Here is a 25245-nt window from a genome sequence, read left to right on the forward strand (position 1 = left end):
ATTCAGTTGATAGAGATTCTTTGCGCAACCTTTAATGGAATGCGCCATCTTGCAGAGCAGGTTGCATCCATTGAGGCGCAGACGCTCACCGACTGGCATGTCACGTTTTTCGACGACGGCTCAAGCGATGGTACTGTCGAAATGCTCGAAGCTCTGGTCGCAAAGGATGCTCGCTTCAGCTTGATACGAAATCCCGTTAATCTCGGTTTTTGCGGAAATTTCCTGGACAATCTTTCGAAGCTCAGGAAAGCCGACGTTTATGCGTTCAGCGACCAAGATGACATTTGGTACCCGGACAAACTGGAACGTGCGTTCGACTGGCTGGGGCGGATCGACCCTGGCACACCGGCAGTTTATTTCGCTCGGACCGAAATTGTCGATGAACAACTCAATCATGCAGGAATGTCGCCCGAGTTCAAACTCGAACCAAGTTTTCGCAACGCCCTAGTCCAGAGCATCGGTGGAGGCAACACCATGATGTTCAATCAGGCGGCAAGGGATCTTGTGGTCAACACGTTGCCGAAAACACGTCTCATTTCCCACGACTGGTGGTTCTATATTGTCGTGGCAGGCTGCGGCGGGGTAGTCAGATACGATTCGGAACCAGTGTTGAAATACCGTCAGCACGCCGCCAACTTGATCGGCGCCAACAATAGCATCTCGGGACAAATTGTAAGGTTGTGGATGGCTCTCCAGGGGCAATGGCGTGCGTGGAACAATGTCCACGAACTCGCAATTACGAGCTTCGAGGATCGCCTTACTCCCGAAAATCGTGCCGCGTTCCATTCATTTCAGCGGGCACGCCACGGTGGCTGGCCCTTTGAGAGGTTATCCATGCTTAAGCGAACCGAGATAAAGCGCCAAAGCGCGCTCCAAACCAAATTTCTTCCCATCCTCGCTCTTCTGAACAGGCTTTAGGCGTTGCGCTTGCTATCGGCGGTGTGGAAGGAAGCGCCTCCGCTTGGGAAAAATGCTAGCCTTTGTCGTGGAAGGCGGGTAAACGCAATCTCGCCTTCGGGGTATAAGTCACGGATGATATCGAGGAGTTGTAACCTCTGAGTGGAGCCGTCAAGAGAGCAATCATGAATCGTTATAACCTGTCGGATCAAAAGGCTACGTCGTGGCTCAATCGGGCTGAGATCTGCGTTTCCTTTATTCAGAGAGATATCCAAACTCGGGAAGCGAAACGCGTAGATGTCGCCGATCTTGGCTGCGGGGATGAGAAACTCGAGCGACTCCTCGCTTCTCGTTTGTCCCGAGTTTCCTATCAGGGTTACGACATTCTTCCTCAGAGTCGGCGTGTTATTGCGCTGGATCTCAACAAGGACGATCTACCCAGGCATTATGACTTTATAACAGTCCTCGGTGTCAGCGAATATATCGATGATCTCAAGAGCTTCTTGGTTAAGATGGCTGGATCGGCAGATCGGCTTATCATTTCGCATGTCATATCAGATGCCGGCGTGTATGACAGGGAAGCGCTAACCCGACTTGGCTGGAGAAACCATCTTTCCAAAGATCAACTTCTGTCCCTGCTGGCCGAGTGTGGGTGGGAGATGCTGGATAGTTATCTGGAGCCAATAGAGAAGCGTACGTTTCTTGCAATTGCCCGAAGCCGTGCGGGATAGCTGTTATGGATACTCTGGCATACGGGTAGACGTACAGCGATAAAAATAAGGAAAGGGTGATTTATGAGTCCACAGGTTTTTGCGGTCTTCGAAAATATCGTCAAGAAGCATTTAGCGGATCGCAAAGTTGCAGCGGTTATGGAAGCCGGCGCAAGTGCATATACCCTATTGTCGATGGACGCATTTAATGGGGCTCGAAAAATTGCGCTGAATCTGGGCTTTGAGAAAACGTCGCCAGAGCTGGAACAGTGTGAGATGGTGTTGGGTAATTCGAACGAATTGGATTACCGTGAGAACACATTCGATTGTATTCTGTCTTCATCTTCGCTTGAGCATGACAAATACTTTTGGAAAAGCACCGGTGAGTTTTTGCGGGTGCTGAAGCCCGGCGGGCTCGCCATCATCGGTGTGCCGATTTATATGACCCTTCCCGATGATAGCGACAATACCACACGCACTTTCGCTAGACACGGCATTCGATACAATGCTGACTTCTATAGGTTTTCGCCGCAGTGCCTCGAAGAAGTGTTCTTTGAACACTATAGTGAGGTGGTTGAAAAAGTGATCGTCCGCACTCACCCTAATCCCTATGCGGTTTATGCTGGCCGGAAGTAGGCGCAATTCTTGATGTCGGCAGTTCTTACTCCATTTCTGGTTCCGTCTTCCATTCGTCATCAAAAGAAGGTCAACTATGGTGACGGCTTCATCTTGCGTGCGATTGAGAGGCAGGTTGGCAGGTTCTCTCAGTCGGCGATGTTTTCTCCCAGAGTGCCCCTCGACGATGAGGATTTTGCGCGGTTGCAGTCGCATCGCTATGTAATCCTCGCCGGAGCCAACCAGCTCAAAGATGACTTCGCGCCTATCGCCAAAATGAAGGCAAGCACGCTGCGCAAGTCGAGCTTGGTGTTCATACCGTTCGGTGTCGGTTTGCACGGGGAAGCGGGCTTCAACGAAGGGTTCACAGATAACGCCAGTGAGATCTTGTCGATCATCCACGAACGAATTGAGTACTCAAGTTGGCGCTGTCCCCTTACGAAGGGGCTCCTGGATACGGCGCTGCCGGCACTGCGTGAGCAGACACTGATGACGTGCTGCCCCGTTGTCATGGACCGTCCTTTATTGGACGGCTCTAAGTTCGAGCGCAACCTGGCCACCATTGCGGTAACGATTACGGATCGCGGTGATTTCTGGGACAGAGAAATTCCGATTTTACAAGAGGTGGCCGAGCTATTTCCAGACAAGAGGCGAGTTTTGGTGTTCCACCAGAATTTTGATCCTCCGTCTGTCTTAGAGCCGTTGGTCGATCGGTTGAGGATGCCTTTGGGCAGCCAAAAAGCGAAGACGCCACGCCATCTGCGGCAATTCGCTCGACAGCTTGGGTACGAGATCCTCCTTGCTGATAATGTTGACAGGCTCCTGGCGTTTTACTCGCAAGTGGACTTGCATGTCGGCAGTCGACTCCATGCGCATCTTCATATGTTAAGCCAGAATAAATGGAGCTTCCTCGTCAAGGTCGATGAGCGGTCCCCCGGAATTGCGAGTGCTCTCGGTTTCGAACTCATCGAACCCGGGCAACTCCGCCGTCACCTCGATGCGGATATGGAGACTATCAGAACCTCGGCTCAGGCGTGCTATCTGGTGATGCAACGTTTTATAAATGCGATTCCTGGCCGCCCATAACCCGATGGACCAGTCATCGTTGTGACGTCAGCTGGGGAAACTCTGACCTGCCACTGAACTTTCATCCAGCGGCGGTTAGAGCCTCGGCGGCTTTGAATACGCCAAATGGCGCGGTGTGAGCAACCGGCGGAAACGCGAAGCTTTCATCTTGCGTAGCGTTGGAGCCGGTTGCGGCGATGGTCCCGGCATAGTCTGCCGGGGTCTGATATCCGAGCGATGAGTGCGGCCGGAAATGGTTATACAACACGACGACAGAACACCCACGGGACCGAGGTTCGCGAGCTTATGTATCCGTGGCATCCCTGGTCCGGACGGCTCGTTCACGTGCATGATGCGGTGTCCAAAGGGACGCATATTTTCCGCTGCAGCCTTTCTGGTTCTTCTTCTGGTCGACTTCTTGAGGTCCCGTCGTGGATGTTCGACCGATCAGTGAGTGGTTGTTGGCGCAGCTTGGCGGTCCCGCACGTCGATCTCGCAAGCCTGCATACTTTGGCAAGATTGCTGAAGGACGCTGATGCGTCATCGCAATCTTCGGTAATGGGCGCAGCATTGGTCTCTCACGAAACGAGTCGGAGAGATGTTCATGCCTCGCCAGCCCATGACATGCCAGTTCGATCTGTTCTCGGCCCCGCAGCGGGGGAAGACGGCAGGGACGCCGCAATGGTCGGAGTTGCCGGAGGAGACTCGCCAAGCGTTGACGGTGCTCATCGTGCGGCTGTTCGTCGATCACGCAAAGTGCGGACATGCCTCCCAACAGAAGGAGGCCGGTCATGATGCATGAGAAGATCGGGCCGCATCATCTGGAGCGGAAGGCCATCCTCTATGTTCGGCAGTCCTCGGCTCACCAGGTTCTGCACAATCGAGAGAGCAGCGCCCTCCAGTACGCCATGCGCGACCGTCTGGCAGCGCTTGGATGGTCACAGATAGAGACGGTGGATGACGACCTTGGTCGTTCGGCCGCCGGCGGCGTGACCCGCGCTGGATTTGATCGGATGGTGGCGGAAGTCTGCCTTGGCAAGGTTGGCGCCGTGGCCGCGCGTGAGGTATCGCGGTTCGCCCGGAACAGCCGCGATTGGCAGCAACTCATCGAGATGTGCCGCGTTGTCGATACCGTCCTGGTCGACCAGGAAGCAATTTATGCGCCCCGCCAGGGCAACGACCGCCTGCTCCTGGGTTTGAAGGGCAGCCTCAACGAGTATGAACTCGATCTCTTGCGTCAGCGTTCCCTTTCCGCCCGCTATGAGAAGGCTCGCCGCGGTGAACTCGTCGTCACTGTTCCGGCCGGCTTCGTAAAGGCCGGTGATAGGATCGAGAAGGATCCAGACCGACGCATCCAGGAAGCCATCGCACTCGTCTTCAACAAGGTCACCGAACTCGGGAGTGCCCGGCAGGCCTTGCTATGGTTCCTTGAGCAGGGGTTGGACCTGCCCGTCAGGTGCGCCAACGGTGACGTCATCTGGCGCAGGCCAAATTATGCCACCATCCACCGGATGATTGCGAACCCGATCTACGGCGGCGCTTATGCTTATGGTACGAGTCGTTCCGTACCGGGATACGATGGCCGATCTGGAATTCGCCGCAAGGCGCGTGATGAATGGCTTGCCCTGATCCCGGACGCGCACGAAGGTTACATCAGTTGGGAGCGGGCGGAGGAGATCCGCAAGATGGTCAGCGACAATGTACCGGCCAGTCGCCATCATGGAGCGCCGAAGCATGGCGACGCTCTGCTTGCCGGCCTGTTCCGCTGCAAAAGGTGCGGCCGGAAGCTGACGGTTCGTTACACAGGAGCCAACCATAACATCCCGCGCTATTCCTGTTGGCGTGGTCTACTCGATAGTGGCGAACCACGTTGCATCGCCTTCGGCGGTCTGCGGGTCGATGATGCGATCGAGGAGGCGCTGCTCGGCGTGGTCGAACCGGGAGCCATCGCGGCCGCCGTTGAGGCGGAACGCAATATGGCCAGCCAACGCGATCAGGTTCAGGATGCCCTGCTGCGCGACCTCGAGGCAGCACGCTATGTAGCCGACCGGGCATTCCGGCAATATGACGCGGCCGATCCGGAAAACAGACTTGTAACGTCGGAGCTGGAGGCGCGCTGGAACAAGGCGCTGACTGGCGTCGGCGAGATCGAGGCCAAGATTGCCAAACATCGGACAGTTACGCCGCAGCCGTTCCCTATGTCCGCATCACAGGTAACCGCACTTGCGGGAAACCTTCGCACCGTCTGGACGGCGCCGACAACCGATGCAAGACTGAAGAAGCGCATCGTGCGCACGCTCATCAATGAAGTGGTCGCCGATCTCGATGATGGAACCTCTGAGATCGTCCTCGTCATTCATTGGGTTGGAGGCGTCCACACCGAGCTGCGCCTGCCGAAGCGACGCCGTGGCCAAAGAAACGCGACCCCTGACGACATTGTCGACGCTGTGAGACAGCTCATCTTGATCGCCAATGACGACGTGATTGCCGGTGTCCTCAATCGCAACGGATTGACGACCGGCAATGGCAATCGCTGGACACGGGAGCGGGTCACCGCGCTGAGGTCATATCGCAAGATTCCGGTCTTCCGTCCGCAGATCGACGGGGTCGAGCCATGGCTTAATCTGGGCGGTGCGGCGAAGTTACTCGGGATAACGCCAAAGACGCTGCGTCTGGCGGCCGAGGCTGGCGATATTGAGGGGGTTCATCCGCTACCCGATGGCCCATGGATCTTCAGCCGTTCCAAACTCGCGACCCCACAAGCACGTCAGATCCTCGATCGTGCCCGGAAGAACCCTCGCCACCCCGCGGGATCGCCTCCAGATCAGGAAAGCCTATTCCCTTCAATGACATAGAAAGATGGGTGTTATGAAACAGGATTGTAATCCTCAGCCCATTCAGCGATGGCGCTGCGGGCATGATCGAGGCCGAAGAAGAGGCTCTCGTTGAGCAACTCGTCGCGCATGCGACCGTTGAAACTCTCGACATAGCCGTTCTGCATTGGCTTTCCCGGCGCGATGTAGTGCCACTCGACCTTGTGATCCTTCGACCAGGCAAGAATGGCATTCGAGGTGAATTCGGTGCCGTTGTCGGAGACAATCATGTCAGGCTTGCCGCGTCGTTCGATCAGCGTCGTCAGTTCCCGAGCAACACGGCGACCGGAGATAGACGTGTCCGGGATTGCCGCCAGGCATTCGCGCGTCACATCATCGACAACGTTTAGCACCCGGAAGCGTCTACCGCGCAAACTGGTCATGCACGAAATCCAGCGACCAGCGGGCATTGGCCTTCGCTTCGACCAGGATCGGCGCACGCGTGCCGACAGCACGCCGACGGGGCTTTCGCTTGCGAACGGAAAGCCCTTCCTCGCGATAAAGACGGTATATGCGATTGACCCCGGACGGCTCTCCGTCTCGCCGAAGCAGGATGAATAGCCGCCGGTAGCCGAAACGCCGTCGCTCGTTAGCGAGGTCACGCAGCTTCGCTCGCAGATCGACCTCCGGCGGTCGATTGGACCGATAACGGATCGTCTTGCGGTCGGCGGATACGATCTGGCAGGCCCGCCGTTCCGAAAGACCCATGACGGCCTTCAGATGCGTGACGGCTTCACGCTTGGCGGCAGGCCCTACCATTTTTTTGCAAGAAGCTCGCGGAGCGCGGCTGCATCAAGCATCTGTTCGGCCAGCAGCTTCTTCAGCCTGGTATTCTCGTCCTCAAGCGCCTTCAGCCGCTTCGCCTCGGAGACTTCCATGCCGCCATATTTGGCTTTCCAGTTATAAAACGTCGCTTCTGAAATCCCGTGCTTGCGGCAGAGGTCGGCCGCCTTCGCGCCAGCCTCCTGCTCCTTCAGCACACCGATAATCTGCTCTTCCGTAAATCTCTGCTTCTTCATTCGTCCGTCCCTTAATAGGCCGGACTCTAATCCATTCTGGAGGAAATTCTCAGTGGCAGGTCAACTCCGGTAAGAGCAGGAGTTTTCCCTGACTTGCGTAACAGCAAAACTTTAGGGCAGTTCTGAGGTTCGTGGAAAGCTCAACCACTCCTGAGAGATCTAGCCCCGAACGACGGGCGCAAAGCGCGTGTTGCCGCGATCCACGCAAATAAGTGCGACGAGGTAGGCGAAGATCGGATCCAGAGCCTTCTGATTGAACATGATGCCAAAGCTGCCCGTGATGACGTAGCTGCTGACGAGCAGAAGAGCGAGCGCGATGGAGATGTCCCGGCCCGGCCCCGCTTCCTTTCTCCACGCGCCTATCACGGGCGTCATGAGCATCAGGCAAAGCGCTGCAATGCCGATAACGCCGGCGTCGATTCCCGCGGTCAGAAAGCCGTTGTGGACATGCGAGAAGGGCAGCTGCGGCCTTATGTTATCGGGAAGTTCCGCCAGAACCGAGGCCATCCGGTTTTGCGGACCATAGCCCGTCAACGGGTCCTCGCGGATTGCTGATAGGGCGCCTTTGTACAAAGCGAGCCGCGCGCTGAGCGATGTGATCTCGCCGTCGCTGCGTTCGAGTGTTGTCAGATCTCCCTGGAGCGCCTGGATGCGATCGAGGATTTGGCCGCTTCCCAAGGCGACAATTCCCGCCAACAGCAGGGAGCCGGTAATGGCCAGGCTGCGCAAACTCAGATGGAAGCTGTGTTTGCGAAAATACCAGAGAAAGATGACGATATGGACGGGAATGACCAGCCAGGCTGAGCGCGTTCCCGAAAGCAGCACGCAGCCGAGACCCGCAGCATATCCCAATATCGCAATTCTTTGCTCTACGCTTCTGGGAGATTGAACGTTGAGAAGCGCAATGCCGCCGAAAAGCACGCCTATGACTCCGAGGAGTGCAGCGTTCGAAGTTCCCGCCTCTGCCCTGGACATCAGAAACATGATCTGCAGCAGACTGAAAAGAAAGGTGAGGATCATGCCGATACCGGCGCCGAGGATAAAGAGTGGCACGAGACGGCCATCGGGAGAGAGGCGCATCCGCGGCAAGATCAGCCAGACCGAAAAGAAAGGCAGGAGCCGGAATATCCAGTCCAGTTCCTCGGAGTAAGGTGGATTGATGAATATGCTCGCGATCATCACCAACGGGTAGATCGACATGCCGATGGCAACCAGCCGGTCGGATCTCGACAGGTTCAACGCAAGTCGGCCTGTCGCCAGACAGTAGGCGCCCCACACCATGGACGCGAGGAGGATGAAGGAGTTGAAGTTCGGCGAAAGTCCTGGAAGGATTGCAAAGGCAAAGACCGCAATGCGGTTATTTCGGTCGCGCGAATCTCCCGTCCCATTCTCCGGACCAAGAACCGCTACCTTGAGTTGTCTGAAGTAATTCAATTTTCCGGTCCTGACGGTGCCCATGCTGCCTCGCTAAGGATCGTGATTACCCCTGTCAAGTTGTAGGCGTGGGCGCAATCTATGGCTTTATTCAAAGTGGCATTCCGGCAACAGGTTGTCTGGATGACCATGCTTTTATTCAATGATGGGCGGCAAGTGGATGCGACAATTAGGCCAACTTTGGCAGAAAACTCGTCTGAGGCGAGCTTGATTTGAAAGTTTGATCGTCGAGTAGTACGATCGGTGCCTTCGGGAACCTGCGGATCCGCGGTGTAGATGGGATAGCCGAGGCAGGTCGTCGAGCCTCTAATTGCAGCCAAATAGTGGCCGAGTGTGCGGTGAGAGGAGTCGAGCAGATGACAACATCGGCGACCTCGGAGGATTGGCAGGGGTTCGCTAGCGTTTTCGCTGAACGGCAATGGAGCGCTTAATCATGACCGGCTCAAACTCAGGTGATTGCGCGAGCCACTGATCCACAGCCTTTCGACATCCGGAATAAGACGAATAGTCGTCAAATATAATGTAACCGCCCTTTACGATATGTGGCGCGATGCGATCGATGCAAGTCTTGACCGAATCGTACCAATCTCCGTCGACATGAGCGACCGCAACTGGCTCCGTCAGGGTCATCGTATCCTGGAACAATCCCTTGATGAAATTTATGTTATGCTCGGATGCAAGGAAGCCGAAAGCCTTGAGGTTGTCGGCGACGAGCTGCTTTGTATCGCCCAGGTAACCGTAATATTCATCCTGACCAAGGCCTTGGGACTGCCCGGACTCGATTTGAGCATAACGATCATGTGCATCGACCCCGTCTTCCGGACCCGGAGCAGGGATTTGGTCGTAGACGTCATACAGGTCTAGTGGCCTATCGCGCGATTTATAGTGGCACATGAAGATGGCCGAGCCGCCAAGGGCGACCCCCGCCTCAATGAACCGCCCTTCAAGTTTGTTTCGTTCCACGTCGACAATACAATCGTGAAGGATAGCCAGTTTGTCGTAGCCGCAATATGTCAAGTTGCGAGCTCGCAGCTCGTCCGAAAGTTTCTTGATTTCGATGCGTATTTGCTCGCCTTCTTTAGGAGCGTTTCTCTCCGTCGCTATCGAGCGTGTGTTCTCCGGCTGCTGTTCGCCACGTTGAGACTCAGCATGCCGGATCCGCTCCAGCCGCCAAATCTTAAAGAACGCCCACGGCAGAAACGGATAGGCAAGGAATGAGGAGGGCCTAAAGGGAATGGCACTTGCGACCGTGAAATACGGCTCCATGTAATGCTTGAGATTACCTTTGAAGTGATACAGCCGACATTTCGGTGCCGGCTTGAGGATGTCATGATCGCTCAATTTCGGGGTGAAATTATACTGTTCGCAGTCCAGCAGAAGGACGTGTCCTGCCCGGGTTTCAACCACTTGACGGTTGCGCATTTTGCTGTGATGCAGACCCACAAGATCACGGAGCGCGAGCTGGTCCCCGAACCATGTCTTTTCCTCCTCGCTCATAGACGTGTAGTTATCAATCATCTGAGACATCATACTCAGTACGCGCTTACGTGCTTCGCCACCGCTATTTACGATTAGCAAGCCGCCGTTGATCGGTGAGTTGTGGGACCGTCGAAAGGTCAACGCGAGATCAAAGTTACCGGTCTTCTGTTCAAACAGGTGGCCGAAGCTTCTGAGGCAGAGCATGTCGGAATCGAGCAGGAATACCGGGTGTTTGCTGTCAAGGCGCGTAAGTGCATCGCGTTGCCAGACCATACGCTCATACATTATTCGATCGACATCCATTTCGCGACGCCAAATCGTAGCACCCGGCAATTTGAATCGGCTGTCTGTATCCGTAAGAATGGTGAGGGTCGTGCCCGGATGGTGGCGTCGGAATGACGCCCACATCCGCGCAATCATTTTGTGATAATCTCGCGCGCGGAAGTCTCCATATTTGGTTCGATCGATAACAGCGGCGCCTTTATCGACATGGAACACAACAAGTTGCAGTGACCTGTCATTCAGTACGTGTGGACGCCTCGTCAAAGATCTTCAGCTCCTTCAAAATCCATCTCCTCGGGATCCGGTTCGGTAATAGTCAAGCCCGCGAGGTCGATGTGAAGCGGCGGTATGTATTGAGAACGAATGATCTTTCCCTCGGGTCGCAATACGCGCACACTCTTCTCTTCCATGTGACACAGGATGTCCATCAATGGGCCCTGCGAGACGTTGACTCTGATCGAATAAAGGCCAGGCAAGTAGATGACCGGATCAAATTTCATGCGAACTGTGTGCCTGCCTTTGGTAATTTGTACCCAGCCCAATTCGTCTCGCGTGGAGGCGGGATGGTAGACCACTGGTTCGACGACGGGTTTGAACATGACGTTGAACGCGCATTCATCAAGGTCTTCATCAGCCGTCACGGTGATTTCGACGGTCAAATCCTCGCCAGGGAAAATTTGCTCAATCTCATGGCCGGCCTTGTCAAGGAATCGGACTTGCTCAATGCTCACTTTCTTGGTTGCCGCGCTGGAGGTTGCAGAGGTTGCCACGTTGTTCCGGCTGTTTAACTTTTCTCTTGTTGCTCTGGTTTGATCGGTTTCATAGGCATCGAGAACGGATTTTGAATCTCCCTCCGCCAACACCTGGCCCTTCCGCAAATAGATTGCTCGGTCCGTCAGATATTCTATCGAAAGCCGCGAATGGGAGACGAGAATGAGGGATGCCCCTCCCTTGCGAATGTCGTTGATCTTGTTACGGCATTTTACGCGGAAGCTCGCATCTCCGACGGCCAGTACCTCATCGACGATGAGAAGTTGCGGGTCGGTGTGGACGGCGCACGCAAATCCAAGCCTCATCCTCATGCCTGTCGAATACGTGCCGAGCGGCGCGTCGATGCTTTCGCCGATCTCTGCAAAATCGACGACCTCGTCGTAGCACGCTCGTATCTCCTCAGTCGTCATGCCAAGCAGCGACATATTGAGGTAGACGTTCTGAGAGCCGCTGAGACTGGGTTCAAAGCCTGCGCCGAGAGCCAGCATCGGGGCGATCTTGCCACGGGTCTCGATCGTTCCAGATGTCGGGTTTATGACCCCAGCTATAAGGCGAAGCAGAGTGGTCTTGCCGCTGCCGTTGACGCCTACAAGGCCAAGTGACTCACCCTTGTTAAGCTCCAGATTTATATTTCGAAGCGCCCAAAACTCGCCAGCCTTCAGCCTGCTGGGGTTCTCTTTAAAGGCACCGCCAATCAACGTACGAATGCCGGAGGTAAAAGAACCTTTCAGATCGCGATTAAATTTTTTGTTCAACCCGTTGACGCGAACGACAGTATTTTCTGACACTCATCGCCCTCCCAATAGCATGCGCTCAACGATGAGCGGCTTAGCCTTGATGAAGAAGCGCAACCCGACAACCAGTAGACCCAATACTGTGAGAGCGAACACAGCCGAAAGTGGAATGTCAATTGGCGTACCCGCCATCGCCTTGCGAGCCGGCAAAGCGATCGGGGCAATTGGATGAAAATATAGAACAGTTTCCAGTGTTGTGCCTGGCCGCGGCTGAAAAAACACCGGGCTAACTAAGAGACCGAATGACAAAAATAACTGGAAAATGCGCTTCACGTCCTCCACCAATAGTGCAAAGGGAGCGATAAAGGCGCCGAGCATTACCCCAAAGACGGTACCGAACAGAATAATCCCGCAGCTAGACATGACTCTCAACGGGCCAATTCCAAAGGCAAGCGACATCAGAGCGACAAACAGAATACGGATCAGGCCATCGACCAGGATTGCAAACAACTGGCTGAGCACGATGCTGAGCATTGGAAAGCGGACACGCGCGATGAACGACCGGGAGGCTTCAACTGATCGCACCCCCAGCATAAGAGCCTCCCCAAAATTCAACCACGCGACCACTCCGATCATATAAAATATGAAAAAAGGGAGATCGATGTCTGGCGCGAACATGATTCCAGATTGATGTGCTCCGTGCGCTGCCACAGTCAGCACAACGATAGGGAAAATGATCCAGAAATAGCCAAGGAATGATCGGCTGAATTTGGCCTTAAGCTGCGGTCGGAACAACTGATAGGCAAGCGCGATACTATGCCGGACCTGTTTGACCGGCGAAGGCGTGCCATCGAAATCAACGCTTTTAGTCTGCATGCTGAGAAACAAACATCCTATCTTGGTGGTAAACTGCATGGTCAGCGGGGCACCGATATTCAGCTTTTGGCCGGTGCGCCAGCGAAAACTTCTCCTGCACGCCGTTTTGCGGCGTCTTGCCCCAGCTTCCGAACCGACACTTCGGATGGGGATTGTGTTTGCGATCGCGTTTCTCCTGCTATATCTACAGCAGCAACTCAAGACCTGTACGAGTATTGCTACCGATGAAATGCCGTTAAATGCTGCGCCGTATCGCCCGTATATTCCGCCCCACGCCTCAGGGCCGATCAACCTCGAAGTTTTCTCCGCTCATATTCGATCGTCATTTTTCTGACGCTCGTCATAGGGTGGTGATAATGGCAGATGGCGCCGGCGCAACTCAGCGAATAAGCTTTGACTTGCCGCTGATGTCACGCCGGCGGACTGGGGAGGTTGCGCTCGCATTGTTTGAAGAGTCGGTCATTTCGACCCCTCAAGATATGCGTGCGCTTTTGTCGTCTTTGCAGCCTACGGTATTGGTGGCGAGCCGCTATGGAGGTGTCGGCTCGAAGGAAGTCGTTGCTTACTGTCACGATTCGGGCATTCCGCTCGTGAGCCACTTCGACGACGACTTGTTTGAGGTTCCGATCTCGCTGGGTAAGGCAAAATATGATCGGTACCATGATCCTGTCCGACTCCAGAGCATGCGAGCGCTCTGCGAAGGTGCTAGCCTTATTTACCTGTCCACCGAAGAGCTGAAGAGGCGTTTTGAGCGCTATGAGTTCAAACCCGAAACTATCGCTGGCGAGATATATTGCCCCGCCTCAAATGACATAAAGCGAGAACTGTCAGACAAGCTCCTGTTCGGCTACATGGGGACCGCCGGTCACACGGAGGATCTGGCGCAAGTCCTGCCGTCGATCGAACAGGTGCTCGATCGTCTCCCGGAAGCACGCTTCGAAACCTTCGGATCGATCAAGATGCCGCCTGAAATGATTCGTAAATACGGCAGCAGGGTGCGCGCCGTTCCGCCGACAGCGGACTATAATGGTTTCCTCGGGAGAATGCGTGAGCTTGATTGGAAAGTCGGCTTGGCGCCGCTAGTGCGCAATCCATTCAATGACTGTAAGGCAAATACGAAATTCATAGAGTACGCAAGCTCTGGCGTGCTACCTGTGCTGTCGACAGGCCCGGTCTATGCGCGTATTTGCGATATCACGGGCTTGCCCCAAAATGAGATCTCAACATGGTCGGAGCGCATCACAGAATTGCTTTCGATGCCCCACAGCGAAGCGGCATCTTTATTGCAGAACGTGCAGGATAAGATCGCAGAGTTTTATTCTCTTGCGAGATTGGAGGAGCAAGTTGTAAAGGTCCTGCGATTGCATGTTTGAATGCAAGAGCGGTCCTCGGTGACGCTCTTGCGCAGTATGGATCTTTTCCTGGAAGCCACATGAAAATTGCTTGGGTATCGGCAGACATCAGCCCGAACGTCGCCAGTTTTAGGTATCGCGCGCTCTATCCCAGCTTTGCCCTTGCGGACAATGGATTCCAAAACGCTTATTTCTCGATCCAAGATGCCAAGATCGAACATCTGAAAGACTATGATGTCGTTATATTCGTCAAGACGATAAGCCATGTTCTGACCCCGATCATGCGGGAACTCAGCGAGCGATATGGACGAAAAGTCTTTCTTGACCTATGCGATTATGTCACGCATCCCAGGTACGGTAATAGTTCTGGGGAACTGCGAAGGGTTATTATCCTCTCTCAAGCGCCGTATATCGACGCGATCGTGGTGCCAACCGAGCAACTGAGAAAGGTATTATCCGTTTCGCTTTCAGATTCGATTCCGATCGTTGTTATTCCTGATCAAGCGGAGTCTAGCGCTCTCATTGAGAGCACGCGTGTTTTCAGCGTCAAAAAGATTGATGCCTATAGTCTTGCTGAGCTTCGTCGACTCGTTCGTCCGCGCACCCGCTTGGTCGGCTTGAAATCCAAGATAAGACGGATGCGACAGCAGGCGCAAGAGTCCTTTCTGTCCTTTCGAATGTTGGTGGCAGAACTGTCTCGCGCGCCTCGTAAGTTGCCTGCGAGGCTGCATCATCGACTTCGTGGTTATTGGGCAACTCGCCCTCGCCCAACGAATGCAGGTCGTAATAAGATGCCGGCGGATCAGTCACGGGTCTCGGGTCGCGACGCTGGCAAGAAACTCATCTGGTTCGGGAATGCGGGGTCGGACAGCTTTCAATCGGGCATACAAACCTTAACGCTCATTGCATCCGATCTAATCCGCCTAGCGCAGACGGTTGATTTCGAACTGGTCGTCATGAGTAGCCGCTCTGATGCTTACAAGACCCTGATAGAGCCACTCCCGTTCCGGTCACGGTTCGAGTTTTGGAGCCAAGAGAGCTGTTTTGAGGCCGTGAGGGCGAGTGATGCCTTCCTCATGCCCCAGATCGAGGATGAATTTTCAGCGTGTAAATCGGCCAATCGCGCGCTTCTGGCGCTTAGCTGCGGTACTCCGGTGATTGCTTCACGTCTATTATCTCTCGAGCCGTTGAAGGATTGCATCGTAACCGATGATTGGGAGGGCGGCTTTCGACGGTATCTTCTCGATGAAGCGGCGACAAAGGCGGACCTTGAGAAGGCAAGGTCGATTATTAAGAACGAATTCTCGGCGGAGGCTACTGGTCGGAAATGGCTCGAGCTTATTCGGTTGGAGAAGTCCCGGTCTGCCAAATCCCCGCGTGTTGTCATATTCTTCCATCTCCTACAGGACATTCACGTACTGCTGCCAGTCGTGACGGCTTTGGTTGCAGCCGCTGGCGAAGGCAAGAGTGACAACCGCTATGATGTGGATGTGGTGCTTCTGAAGTCGGTATACCTTCAACAGCCCGATATCGTGCGAGAGATCGTCAGCACCGGTGCGCGTCTTCGTCTTCTTACGGAAGACACGGAGGAGGGCAATCTGCGAGCGCTCGATGTGAAGTCCGCGTCCGTCCTTGTTGTCGGTGCGGAGACTTCCTTGCGCCCTCATCGATTGGTCCACGCGGCTGTGTTGAAAGCCAATGAACTCGGTATTCCAACAATATCCATGCAACATGGATTGGAAGCGCCGGGTTTATCCTACTTTGACGATCGCCATACCAGCGACGTGAAAATTGCGTCGTCATCCATATTCACCTACGGCGATCCGGCGCGGCTGCCGAAGGAAGCATCGTCCGATCTCGTGCGACGCTGTATTCCCGTGGGACGATTTGCGCCAAGCACGACGCGGCACCTTGTTACGCTTCAGAGGAGCCTCGAGGTCACCAACCCTCGTCGCCTACCGGTGATCGCGATTTTTGAGAATCTGCATTGGCATCGGTATGAAGCCGATGGCTATCGTGAACACTTCAGCGCGCATATTGAACGACTGGTAGACGCGTTCAAGGATGTGTTTTTTGTGATAAAACCGCATCCGGCTGGCGTCTGGCTACAAAAGAATCCCCGAATAACAACCCGGGCCAATACGTTTCTATTGCGCCGGGATGATCCCGAGTTCGCCGGTGTCACTGCCGCCGATTTGCTCTCGGCCTCGCAAGCGGCGATCACAACTCCCTCAACAGTTGCAGTGGATGCGACACAGCTTTGCCGGCCGGTTTTGGTCTTTGCCAATACGCTGGATTTGCCTCTGTTTGAACCGCTCGAAATCGGTCGTTCCTATGAGGATATCGAGGGTTTTGTAACCCGTTCTCTTGACGCCAGCGCCAGTACGGATGCAGTCAGCCGCTTCAAATCGTCCGCGTTGGCGCCGGGAAGCGTTGCGTCCAACATGGTGCGTGAGATAGATCGCCTGTTAGGCCCTCGCGCGCCAAAACCGCCACAAAACGAGCACTTCAGCGAGTGATACCTCGCCCGCGGCTCATCATTCTCCGCGGGATCAAAAGCTGTCTATTCCCGCTAATTCCATTTGATCCAAGGGCGGGTAAGAATGTATGAGTGAAACACGCAACTTATCCGATCCAGTAGGAAGGCGATTGACGATGCCGACTTTTATAACCCAGATCAACGACCTCGCTACCCGCAATCTGGATGATGACACCATCCGCGTATTTGTAGGAACGGACAGCTCGCAGATGCTTGCAGTCAACGTTCTGGAATACTCGATCAAGCGTCACACCAATGCAAAGGTTGAGGTCTTTGGAATGCTAGATTTGCCCGTGCCCTCACCGGTTGATCCACGTAATGGTCAGCGCACAGGCTTCTCCTTTTCCCGCTTCACCATTCCTGCGCTGAATGGATATAAGGGAAAGGCGATCTACATGGACGCAGACATGATCGTCATGAAAGATATCAAGGAATTGTGGAATATTCCCTTCGACGGCGCGAAGATCATTGTCCAGCAAGAGGTCAAACACACTGAAGTGACGACGGCGAAGGAGGGAGCTCCTGCCGCCCGCAAGAAACAATGCGCAGTCATGCTGATCGATTGCGCCGCTTGCGACTGGAAGGTCGAAGAGATCGTCCAGGGCATGGATGACGGCAAATATGATTACGATCAGTTGATGAGCCAGTTCTGCATCCTCGATGAAAACGAGGTGAAATATGGCGTTCCATTCGAATGGAACTCGCTTGAGCATTGGGACGCAAACACCTGCCTGCTGCACTATACCGACGTCTATACTCAGCCGTGGACCTATAGTGGCCATCCGCTCGGATATATCTGGTTCAACGAAGTGAACCGAATGGTTGCCGAGGGGCAGTTGAAGATGGATCAGATCAAGAAAGAGGTCGCTAGGGGCTATTTCCGGCCCTCTCTGATCGCTGATCTCAAGTATCTGAACAAAATTCCGGGGTTTGCCCGCAAGTTCTGGTACAGCTATCACAAGGCCAATGATAAACGCCTGGGATACGTCGCGCATAAGGAAGTATACGAGGCTAAGCGTCTCCGTACCAAGGCTATCAAGGAATATGAGGCGAAACTGGCCGCCGAGAAGGCAGCCTGATTCCGACCCGGTTAGATGCCCAAGGAGATTCTTGGTAGTGAAGCAAGACACAGTATTGGTTACCGGTGGCATGGGCTTCATCGGCAGGCGGCTCATTGCGCGTCTGGCGCAGCGGCCAGACATTAAGTCCGTCGTCGCGCTCGACAACTTTCATCCTCAAGTCCACGGCGAAAAACCGGCTAAATCTATCGACGGGGCGATTGTTGAAGAAGGATCGGTATCAAACAGGGCGTTCCTTGAAGGCGTACTCGAACGACACGACCCCGATCTGATTTTCCACCTTGCGGCCGAAACTGGAACTGGTCAGAGTTATCACGAAATTTCCCGATATTGTGATACCAACATCAATGGAACCGCCTATCTGATTGAAGGGTTGCGTAAGCTTCCCGACAAAGCGAGACGGCTCGTTCTGGCCTCTTCGAGGGCAGTCTACGGGGAGGGCGCCTACAAATCTAGCCTAGGCGAAATCTTCACGCCGAAGCCGCGTCCAAGCGAGACGATGTCTAAGGGGATTTTTGATCTCTACGACAGCGCTGGCGAAGCGGCTACTCCTGTCGCCACTCCTGAAGGCATCACGCTGCGTCCGTCAAGCATTTATGCTTCCACAAAGCTAATGCAGGAATACATTTGCGTCCAAGGTCTCGACAACACGCGGATCCAGCCCGTAATCCTCAGATTTCAGAATGTTTACGGGCCTGGTCAAAGTAGCAGGAATCCCTATACCGGCGTGCTCTCAATTTTTGGCCAGCAGATTTTGGACGGCAAGATTCTGAACATCTATGAGGATGGCGAGATCGTCCGCGATTTCGTCTACGTCGATGACATAGTCGAGGCGCTGATGCTGGCTGCCGTCTCCGGCAGTGCTGACAGTGAGCCGATAAATGTGGGAAGCGGCATTAGCACGACAATTCGTTATGCGGCGGAATGCTTGCTTACAGAACTGGGAGCCAGAAAGGAAAACCTTCGCATTTCTGGCGATTTCCGGCCAGGGGATATCCGTTTTGCGCTTGCCGATAATACGCGGGCTCGGACGTTGTTAGGGTACGAACCGAAAGTGAGTCTGGAAACGGGCATCGCGCAGCTTGCCCGCCACATAAGATCAGAACGCAGCCAAAGATAGGCCAACCATATGGCGAACTTGGACCCAATCCAGATATTTATAGGCACCGATGAATACCAGATGATTGGTGCTAAGGTGCTCGCACATAGCATCACTTCGCGTACAAGTGCTCCGGTGAAGATTCACTATCTCAGTGACTATGCCGCTCCTTCGCCTCAAAGCCCGGCGCTCAGGTCCAAGACTGGCTTCAGTTTCACACGTTTCATGATTCCGCAAATTTGCGGTTATGAGGGCCGGGCAATCTATCTGGATGCGGATATGCTGGTCTTTACCGACATCGCCGAATTATGGAATTGGCCGATGCCAGACGGGGTTTCGCTTTTATATGCTGAACAGCCCCCTGAACGCGGTCGTCGACCGCAATACAGTGTCTTCCTGGTCGATTGCGCCAAAGCGCGCTGGGATGCCGAGGGGTTGATGCAAAAGCTCGACGCTGGTGTCTATGACTATCATTCTCTGGTCTACGAATTCTCGCATATGTCTGCCGATGAAAAGGCAATGACTTTGCCATTCCGCTGGAATGCGCTCGAATATTATAACAGAGACGAGACGAGCCTTATCCACTTCACCGACATGAACCGTCAGCCGTGGGTGGAGCCGACCAATCCCAATCGAAGAGTGTTTTATGCGGCAGTGAACGCTGCGCTGGACGCAGGTGCCGTTACACTGGCGGATATCAATCAAGCTATCCACAAAGGATACATCCATCCTGCATTTCTGAAATGGATCGGCCGTTCGAAATCATCAAATTTCTTCCGAGATTTGTTCTGGCCCGCCCCTTACTTGCGCCTGTTGCCTTTTCAACATCGCATTCTTGCCCGTCTTAAGCGATTACCGTCCTTGCTCTGAAATTCTCGTCGTGATTGGGTCCAGGTTAGCAAGATTTGTTGCTTCTTTCGCCCATACGAAGCCCACTTCCTGGCGTGGCAAAAAGTGGAGCGCGGGGCGGCATGAGCGGTCACTCTTAACCGCTTCTGAAGCCGGTCAAAACGGCAGCCTCTTCCCATTCATTCGATAAATGTTGACGGAAAGAGTGCGGGGACGGAAAGAGTGCGGGGTGGACTTGGAAAGTGAAAAGGTCTAACGCAACTTCATGAACAGAAGAGCGATAAACCTCGTTGAAAACAGCGTGCTCGAATCGGCAAAACGCACGATAGAGACCGAAAGACGCGGTCTTGAAGCGCTGGAACGGGCCTTTGACAATGGCTTGGCCGATCCTTTGACACGGGCCGTCGAAGTCATCGGCGACATCTCCGGCCGCGTCATCGTCACCGGCGTCGGCAAGAGCGGCCATATCGGGGCCAAGCTCGCGGCGACATTCGCTTCAACCGGGACACCTGCCTTTTTCGTGCATGCGGCCGAAGCCAATCACGGCGACCTCGGCATGATCGAGCGCGACGATGTCGTGCTGGCGATTTCCAAAGGCGGCGAGAGCGCCGAGCTCAAGAGCATCATCTCCTTCACCCGGCGCTTCTCCATTCCGCTGATCGCAATCACCTGCAGCGACCGTTCCTCGCTGGCGACCGCCGCCGATATCGTCCTTCTGGTGCCGAACGAACAGGAGGCCTGCCCCAATGGGCTGGCGCCGACGACCTCGACGCTGATGCAGCTTGCGCTCGGCGACGCGCTGGCAGTGGCGCTCCTGGAAGCGCGCGGCTTTACCGCCACGGATTTCCATGTCTTCCATCCCGGCGGCAAGTTGGGCGCCAGCCTGATGCATGTCGCCGATATCATGCATACCGGCGAGCGGCTGCCGCTCGTTGCCAAGGGCACGCCGATGCCGGAGGCGATCACGGTGCTGTCGCGCAAGCATTTCGGCTGCGTCGGCGTGCTGGATGAGGATGGCCGGCTTTGCGGCATCGTCACCGAAGGCGATATGGCGCGCAATCTGACCCGCAATCTGGCCGAGCTCGCGGTCGACGATATCATGACCAAGACGCCGAAGACGGTGAAGCCGACGATACTGGCGACCGCGGCGCTGGCGCTGCTCAACCAGCATCATATCGGCGCGCTGATCGTCATCGACGACGACCGCCGGCCGGTCGGACTGGTGCATTTCCACGACCTGCTGCGCATCGGCGTCGCCTGATCAAGCTCGTTCGATCAGGCTCGTTTGATCAGATGGGCTCGACCGTCAGGTCGCGGCCGTTGCCAGCATCATCGCAGTTGGCTGCGCTTTTGAAGCGCTTCCGTCCATAGTCCAAATGTAAGCGCGATTTTCCCCGCACCTTCTGCAATTGAGTGAGCTCTGGCATGAGGTGTCCACCAAAAAAGGTGGACACCAAGTGATGGAAGAAGGTCAAAAACTTGCCGTGCGGCTGGTCGGTCGGAATGGGAGACGCCGTTTCGATCAAAGTTCGAAAGACCGCCTTATTGCGGCCTGCCTTGAACCTGGCGCATCGGTATCGAAACTCGCGCGCGAACACGGGGTCAACGCGAACCTCGTTTGGAAATGGATACGGAAGCACACCCAGCCGCTTGCGTCGCCGCCGTCTTCGACATCGTCTTTTATTCCGGTGCAAATCACCGCGGCCAGCGACGAGTTTGAGTTTGGTGAAGAGCTGCCTCGGAAAGCAGAGAGGAACCGGCCGCTGCCCTCTCCAGCGAAGGTGAGCGCGTCACTGCCGAACGGCGTGAAGCTGACGTTGGAATGCGGTGACGTAGATGCATTGACGGCAATCATCGGAGCGCTGGGTCATGTTCAGACTTGGCGCTGATCTCAAGGTCTACCTGCATCGCGAGCCGATCGACTTTCGGGGTAAGCCTCCGGTGAAGGCCGCAGGTCAGGCTGCTTGAGCGTTGATGTTCGGCGGTGTCCAATTCCAAGGAAGCAGTTGCTCCAGCCTGGTAATCGGTGTGTCCGCGATGCGGGCAAGGACGTTGGCAAGCCAGGCCTGCGGATCGATGTCGTTGAGCTTGGCACTCACGATCAATGTGGCCATGAAGGCTGCACGATCTGCACCGCGGTCTGATCCGGCGAAGAGCCACGATTTTCTGCCGAGTGCGAAGCCTCGCAGGGCTCGCTCTGCCGCATTATTCGTAAGGCAAATTCTGCCATCCCCCAGGAATGACGTGAAGCCATCCCAGCGCTTGAGCATGTAGTCGATCGCCTCTGCGACCGGAGAACTGCGTGAGAGCTTTGCCCGCTCGGTTTGAAGCCAAGCCTGCAGATCATCGACGAGCGGCAGGCTTTCCTTGCGGCGACGTTCCAGGCGTTGATCGGCCGTAAGCCCGTTGATCTCCCGCTCGATATCAAACAGGCCGTCGATCCGTTTGACGGCTTCGAGCGCCATAGGCGAGATCGGCGCGGCGTTCTTTCCACGCTTGGCGTTTGCGGCAATGTCGGCGAGCACGAAGAACTTGCGCCGCGAGTGTGCCCAACAGAACGCCTGCCTTAGCGGATTTGGATCGCGATCAACCTTGAACAGCGGATTATAGCCGCCATAGGCGTCCGCCTGCAGAATGCCGGTGAAGGTCTTCAGGTGGCGCTCCGGATGCTCCTGCCGTCGATCTCGCGAGGCATAGTAAAGGGCCGCCGGCGGGGAGAGGCCTCCGAACGGTCGATCGTCCCGGACATAGGTCCAGATGCGGCCTGTATCGGTCTTTCCTTTGGCCATGATCGGCACGGTCGTGTCGTCGCCGTGCAGACGTTCGGCAGCAAGGACATGCGCCTCGATCAGTGAGTGAATGGGCTTCAATGCCGCGGCACATGCTCCAACCTGATCTGCCAGCGTCGATAAGCTGAGGGCGACGCATTCGCGGGCATAGCGCTCGCTCTGGCGGTTGAGCGGCTGGTGCTGGGCGAACTTCTCGAACAGGATCATCGCCAGCAGGTTCGGTCCGGCAAAACCGCGGGGTGTTACGTGGAATGGTGCGGGTGGCTGCGTGATCTTCTCACACTCGCGGCAGGTAAACCTCTCCCGCACCGTCTGGATGACCTTCCACTGACGCGGGATGACTTCCAGGGTCTCGGTGATATCTTCCCCGAGCTTCGACAGTTTGGCCGATCCGCAGCAGGCGCAATTAGCGGGAGCGGCGATGACGACGCGCTCGCGTGGCAGGTGTTCGGGAAAGGGCTTGCGTGACGGACGCTTGCGCTCGAAGGCTTTGACGGCTGAAGCTTTGGCTGCGATCTCCGCCGCCAGTTCATCCTCACCGGCGTCCGCTTCCAACTCCTCGAGTTGCAGTTCCATCTGCTCCAGAAGCCGCACCTTGCGCTCGGACCGGCTGCCGTAGAGTTCACGGCGAACCTTGTCGATCTCCAGCTTCAGCCGTGCGATCAGCGCCTCGGAATGCGATACGAGTGCCTTTGCGCTGGCGGCTTCTGCCTTGGCGCTCGCCGCTTCTGCTTCGACACGTCGAGCGCGTTCCTGGGCCAGAGCTGCAAGCGCACTGGCAAGGTCCTCCGGAAGCTGTTCGGTGGCATCGCTCATGACAGGATGGAATCATATTCGCCCCCGTCATTCCAGTGCTTTTGCTTATCCGGCCGACGTCGGCCGCCAGGTCTTCTGCGGCATCCGCCAGTCGATACCCTCCAGCAGATAACCGAGCTGCGCGGGCGTGATCACCACTGTGCCATCGGCCGATGATGGCCAGATGAAGCGGCCGCGCTCCAGCTTCTTCGTAAAAAGGCAGGCTCCCTGGCCGTCATGCCAGATCACCTTGATCAGGCCACCGCCTCGGCCGCGGAATACGAACAGGTGACCACACATCGGGTCACGCTTCAGCGCCTCCTGCACCATCAACGACAGACCGGGAAAGCCTTTGCGCATATCGGTATGGCCTGTCGCCAGCCAGACCTTCACGCCACTCGGAACCGGGATCATCGCAGCCCCAGCACGCAATCGAGAATCCGGCCAAGCGCTTCCGTGTCGATGTCGCTATCCACGCGGACCCGACGGCCACGGCCGAGCTCGATCGTTACATCGCTGCGCTTCCGACGAGGATGGGATGTGGTGGGCGGTTCCGGTTGAACGGGAGAGACTGACGAAGCGGTCTCGGACACGATTACCGGCACCAAAGTTGCCGTGTCCGACTTTGGCACCTCGATCCGGCAAAGCTCCTTTCGCCAGCGAAAGAGTTGACTGACATGAATGCCGGCTGCGCGGGCAATCTCGGAGATCACCGCGTCTGGCTCAAAGCAGGCAGCGACGAGGCGCTCTTTATCTTCGCGTGACCAGCGCCGACGGCGCTCTACGGACGTGATCACCTCAATTGGATGCTTCGTCATATGACTACTCCTAGTGTTACCACTAGGACTGGCAGTCAGCAGCCCGTCATCGCAAGACGGCCTTCACCGTGGGCTTACCTTTCGGGCCGGCATCAACAGCCTTGCTGTCCTGGTCCAGGAGACGATGGCGCTGGATCCCTTTGCTCCTGCGGTTTTTGCCTTTTGCAATCGCCGTCGTGACCGGGTGAAGCTTTTGTTCTTCGACCGGTCCGGCTTTGTGCTGATCCTGAAGCTGTTGACCGAGGACAAGTTCAGATGGCCCCGCCGCGAGGTGCCGGTCGTTGTGCTGACGACAGAACAGCTCCACTGGATTCTCGACGGCATCGATATCGATGCGATGATCCGCCATCCTGTGCGGCAGTATCAGGTCGCCGGCTGAGGATGGCGAATAGCGATTGACGCGCAGGGGCGGTTCAGATTCAAGAATCTGATGACTCGCACCGGCGAACCGAGCATTGCAGAACTGATGGCGCAATTGGCAGCCAATGCTGCCGAAATCGCTGCACTCAAAGCCGAGAAGGAAGCGCTCTCGCAGCGTGTCGTAAAGCTTGAGGAGGAGCTGGCGCTTGCAAAGCTGCATCGCTTTGCACCCCGCAGCGAAAAGCACGTTGATCGCCTCTTCAACGAAGCCGAAGAGGCTGCCGACGAAGATGACAGCGGCGACGGTGATGACGTTGTCGATCTCCCGGACACGGGCCTGCCGGCGGTCGCGAGCGCCGTGGGAAAAAAGCGCGGCCGCAGACCTCTGCCGGAAGACCTGCCGCGTGAGCGTGTCGAATATGACCTTCCCGACGATCAGAAGGCTTGCCCGTGCTGCGATAGTCAAATGCATCGCATGGGCGAGGCCGTTACCGAGCAGCTTCATATCGAAGTCAAGGCAAAGGTCCTGCAGAACGTCCGGTTCAAATATGCCTGCCGCCATTGCGACCGCACCGGCATCAACACACCCGTCGTGATCGCACCGATGCCGACGCAGCCCCTGCCGGGCAGCATCGCTACCGCTTCGACGCTAGCCTTCGCGCTCGTCCACAAATACGTCGATGGCACACCGCTCTACCGCGTGGCGCAGACATTCGAGCGGGCCGGCGTGCCGATCAGCCGCGGCGCTCTCGCTCACTGGGTCATCGGTTCAAGCGAGAAGCATCTGCATCGCATCTATGACGCTCTGAA

23 protein-coding genes and 2 pseudogenes are annotated in these 25245 nt (G+C 55.8%); 15 read left to right on the plus strand and 10 right to left on the minus strand.

Annotated elements, in window-relative coordinates:
* Window positions 1–6: 6 nt before the first annotated feature.
* From FHX10_RS21810 to FHX10_RS21825, 4 genes are all read left to right on the plus strand, one after another.
* Window positions 7–918, plus strand: coding sequence for a glycosyltransferase family 2 protein (locus FHX10_RS21810; RefSeq protein WP_132575687.1), 912 nt, complete (start codon window positions 7–9; stop codon window positions 916–918).
* A 164-nt stretch (window positions 919–1082) separates the two neighbouring features.
* Entirely contained in the window at window positions 1083–1628 is a 546-nt protein-coding gene (locus FHX10_RS21815) for a methyltransferase domain-containing protein (protein WP_132575685.1), read from the plus strand.
* 63 nt (window positions 1629–1691) lie between these two features.
* A complete protein-coding gene (locus tag FHX10_RS21820) occupies window positions 1692–2243 on the plus strand; it encodes a class I SAM-dependent methyltransferase (protein WP_028758830.1) in 552 nt (183 codons plus the stop codon).
* Between the two features lie 12 nt (window positions 2244–2255).
* Window positions 2256–3308 (plus strand): polysaccharide pyruvyl transferase family protein, encoded by a 1053-nt coding sequence (locus FHX10_RS21825; protein ID WP_028758829.1) that lies wholly within the window; start codon window positions 2256–2258, stop codon window positions 3306–3308.
* A 61-nt stretch (window positions 3309–3369) separates the two neighbouring features.
* Here FHX10_RS21825 and FHX10_RS21830 read toward each other — a convergent pair.
* Window positions 3370–3549 (minus strand): annotated as a pseudogene (locus FHX10_RS21830) (IS3 family transposase); the annotation flags it as partial.
* A gap of 342 nt (window positions 3550–3891) precedes the next feature.
* Here FHX10_RS21830 and FHX10_RS21835 point away from each other — a divergent pair.
* Window positions 3892–4089, plus strand: coding sequence for a hypothetical protein (locus FHX10_RS21835; RefSeq protein ID WP_065283532.1), 198 nt, complete (start codon window positions 3892–3894; stop codon window positions 4087–4089).
* Window positions 4079–6142 carry a recombinase family protein gene (locus FHX10_RS21840; protein ID WP_184390203.1) on the plus strand — a complete coding sequence of 688 codons (2064 nt, stop codon included), beginning with the start codon at window positions 4079–4081 and terminating at the stop codon, window positions 6140–6142. The genes FHX10_RS21835 and FHX10_RS21840 overlap by 11 nt, the downstream gene beginning before the upstream one ends.
* Window positions 6143–6165: 23 nt before the next feature.
* Here the strand turns inward: FHX10_RS21840 and FHX10_RS21845 are convergent.
* The 5 genes and pseudogenes from FHX10_RS21845 to FHX10_RS21865 all read right to left on the minus strand — a co-directional run.
* Window positions 6166–7179: pseudogene (locus FHX10_RS21845) on the minus strand (IS3 family transposase); the annotation flags it as partial.
* A gap of 159 nt (window positions 7180–7338) precedes the next feature.
* The gene (locus FHX10_RS21850) at window positions 7339–8637 is read right to left on the minus strand and encodes an O-antigen ligase (RefSeq protein WP_132576236.1); all 1299 of its coding nucleotides are present in this window, start codon (window positions 8635–8637) and stop codon (window positions 7339–7341) included.
* Window positions 8638–9009: 372 nt separating this feature from the next.
* Window positions 9010–10590, minus strand: a complete 1581-nt coding sequence (locus tag FHX10_RS35610; RefSeq protein WP_132576238.1) for a TylF/MycF/NovP-related O-methyltransferase — start codon at window positions 10588–10590, stop codon at window positions 9010–9012.
* 44 nt (window positions 10591–10634) lie between these two features.
* A complete protein-coding gene (locus FHX10_RS21860; protein ID WP_132576240.1) occupies window positions 10635–11933 on the minus strand; it encodes an ABC transporter ATP-binding protein in 1299 nt (432 codons plus the stop codon).
* Window positions 11934–12755 carry an ABC transporter permease gene (locus FHX10_RS21865; RefSeq protein ID WP_184390206.1) on the minus strand — a complete coding sequence of 274 codons (822 nt, stop codon included), beginning with the start codon at window positions 12753–12755 and terminating at the stop codon, window positions 11934–11936.
* 356 nt (window positions 12756–13111) lie between these two features.
* On the opposite strand from FHX10_RS21865, the gene FHX10_RS21870 reads away from it, so the two are divergent.
* From FHX10_RS21870 to FHX10_RS21895, 6 genes are all read left to right on the plus strand, one after another.
* Window positions 13112–14128, plus strand: a complete 1017-nt coding sequence (locus tag FHX10_RS21870; protein ID WP_028828125.1) for a hypothetical protein — start codon at window positions 13112–13114, stop codon at window positions 14126–14128.
* A 59-nt stretch (window positions 14129–14187) separates the two neighbouring features.
* On the plus strand, window positions 14188–16626 hold the full coding sequence (locus FHX10_RS21875; protein WP_132576242.1) for a hypothetical protein: 2439 nt from the start codon (window positions 14188–14190) through the stop codon (window positions 16624–16626).
* 136 nt (window positions 16627–16762) lie between these two features.
* A complete protein-coding gene (locus FHX10_RS21880) occupies window positions 16763–17725 on the plus strand; it encodes a glycosyltransferase (protein ID WP_049812680.1) in 963 nt (320 codons plus the stop codon).
* Between the two features lie 37 nt (window positions 17726–17762).
* The gene (locus FHX10_RS21885; RefSeq protein WP_207910848.1) at window positions 17763–18845 is read left to right on the plus strand and encodes an NAD-dependent epimerase/dehydratase family protein; all 1083 of its coding nucleotides are present in this window, start codon (window positions 17763–17765) and stop codon (window positions 18843–18845) included.
* A gap of 9 nt (window positions 18846–18854) precedes the next feature.
* On the plus strand, window positions 18855–19694 hold the full coding sequence (locus tag FHX10_RS21890; protein WP_132576246.1) for a glycosyltransferase: 840 nt from the start codon (window positions 18855–18857) through the stop codon (window positions 19692–19694).
* Between the two features lie 244 nt (window positions 19695–19938).
* Window positions 19939–20934, plus strand: a complete 996-nt coding sequence (locus FHX10_RS21895) for an SIS domain-containing protein (RefSeq protein ID WP_168332537.1) — start codon at window positions 19939–19941, stop codon at window positions 20932–20934.
* A 28-nt stretch (window positions 20935–20962) separates the two neighbouring features.
* Here FHX10_RS21895 and FHX10_RS21900 read toward each other — a convergent pair whose 3' ends face one another.
* Complete coding sequence (locus tag FHX10_RS21900) at window positions 20963–21100, minus strand: hypothetical protein (RefSeq protein ID WP_184390208.1); 138 nt, start codon at window positions 21098–21100, stop codon at window positions 20963–20965.
* 30 nt (window positions 21101–21130) lie between these two features.
* Here FHX10_RS21900 and tnpA (FHX10_RS21905) point away from each other — a divergent pair, with 30 nt between their 5' ends.
* Window positions 21131–21562 carry an IS66-like element accessory protein TnpA gene (gene tnpA / locus FHX10_RS21905; RefSeq protein WP_104827070.1) on the plus strand — a complete coding sequence of 144 codons (432 nt, stop codon included), beginning with the start codon at window positions 21131–21133 and terminating at the stop codon, window positions 21560–21562.
* Between the two features lie 66 nt (window positions 21563–21628).
* Here the strand turns inward: tnpA (FHX10_RS21905) and tnpC are convergent, their stop codons facing one another.
* From tnpC to tnpA (FHX10_RS21920), 3 genes are read right to left on the minus strand one after another with little or no spacing between them, the layout of a single operon-like run.
* The gene (gene tnpC, locus FHX10_RS21910) at window positions 21629–23278 is read right to left on the minus strand and encodes an IS66 family transposase (protein ID WP_184390211.1); all 1650 of its coding nucleotides are present in this window, start codon (window positions 23276–23278) and stop codon (window positions 21629–21631) included.
* A 45-nt stretch (window positions 23279–23323) separates the two neighbouring features.
* Window positions 23324–23671: an IS66 family insertion sequence element accessory protein TnpB gene (tnpB, locus tag FHX10_RS21915; RefSeq protein ID WP_184390214.1), complete on the minus strand. Its 348-nt coding sequence runs from the start codon at window positions 23669–23671 to the stop codon at window positions 23324–23326.
* Window positions 23668–24075, minus strand: a complete 408-nt coding sequence (gene tnpA, locus FHX10_RS21920; RefSeq protein WP_184390216.1) for an IS66-like element accessory protein TnpA — start codon at window positions 24073–24075, stop codon at window positions 23668–23670. Before tnpA (FHX10_RS21920) ends, tnpB (FHX10_RS21915) begins: the two co-directional genes overlap by 4 nt.
* 124 nt (window positions 24076–24199) lie before the next feature.
* On the opposite strand from tnpA (FHX10_RS21920), the gene tnpB (FHX10_RS21925) reads away from it, so the two are divergent.
* Window positions 24200–24454, plus strand: a complete 255-nt coding sequence (tnpB, locus tag FHX10_RS21925) for an IS66 family insertion sequence element accessory protein TnpB (RefSeq protein ID WP_246781247.1) — start codon at window positions 24200–24202, stop codon at window positions 24452–24454.
* Between the two features lie 51 nt (window positions 24455–24505).
* Window positions 24506–25245, plus strand: a 740-nt coding sequence (locus FHX10_RS21930) for an IS66 family transposase zinc-finger binding domain-containing protein (protein ID WP_184390223.1), incomplete at its 3' end; no start/stop codon positions are given.

Origin of the sequence: Rhizobium sp. BK591 (genome assembly GCF_014195045.1) — a bacterium.
Classification (GTDB): domain Bacteria; phylum Pseudomonadota; class Alphaproteobacteria; order Rhizobiales; family Rhizobiaceae; genus Rhizobium; species Rhizobium anhuiense.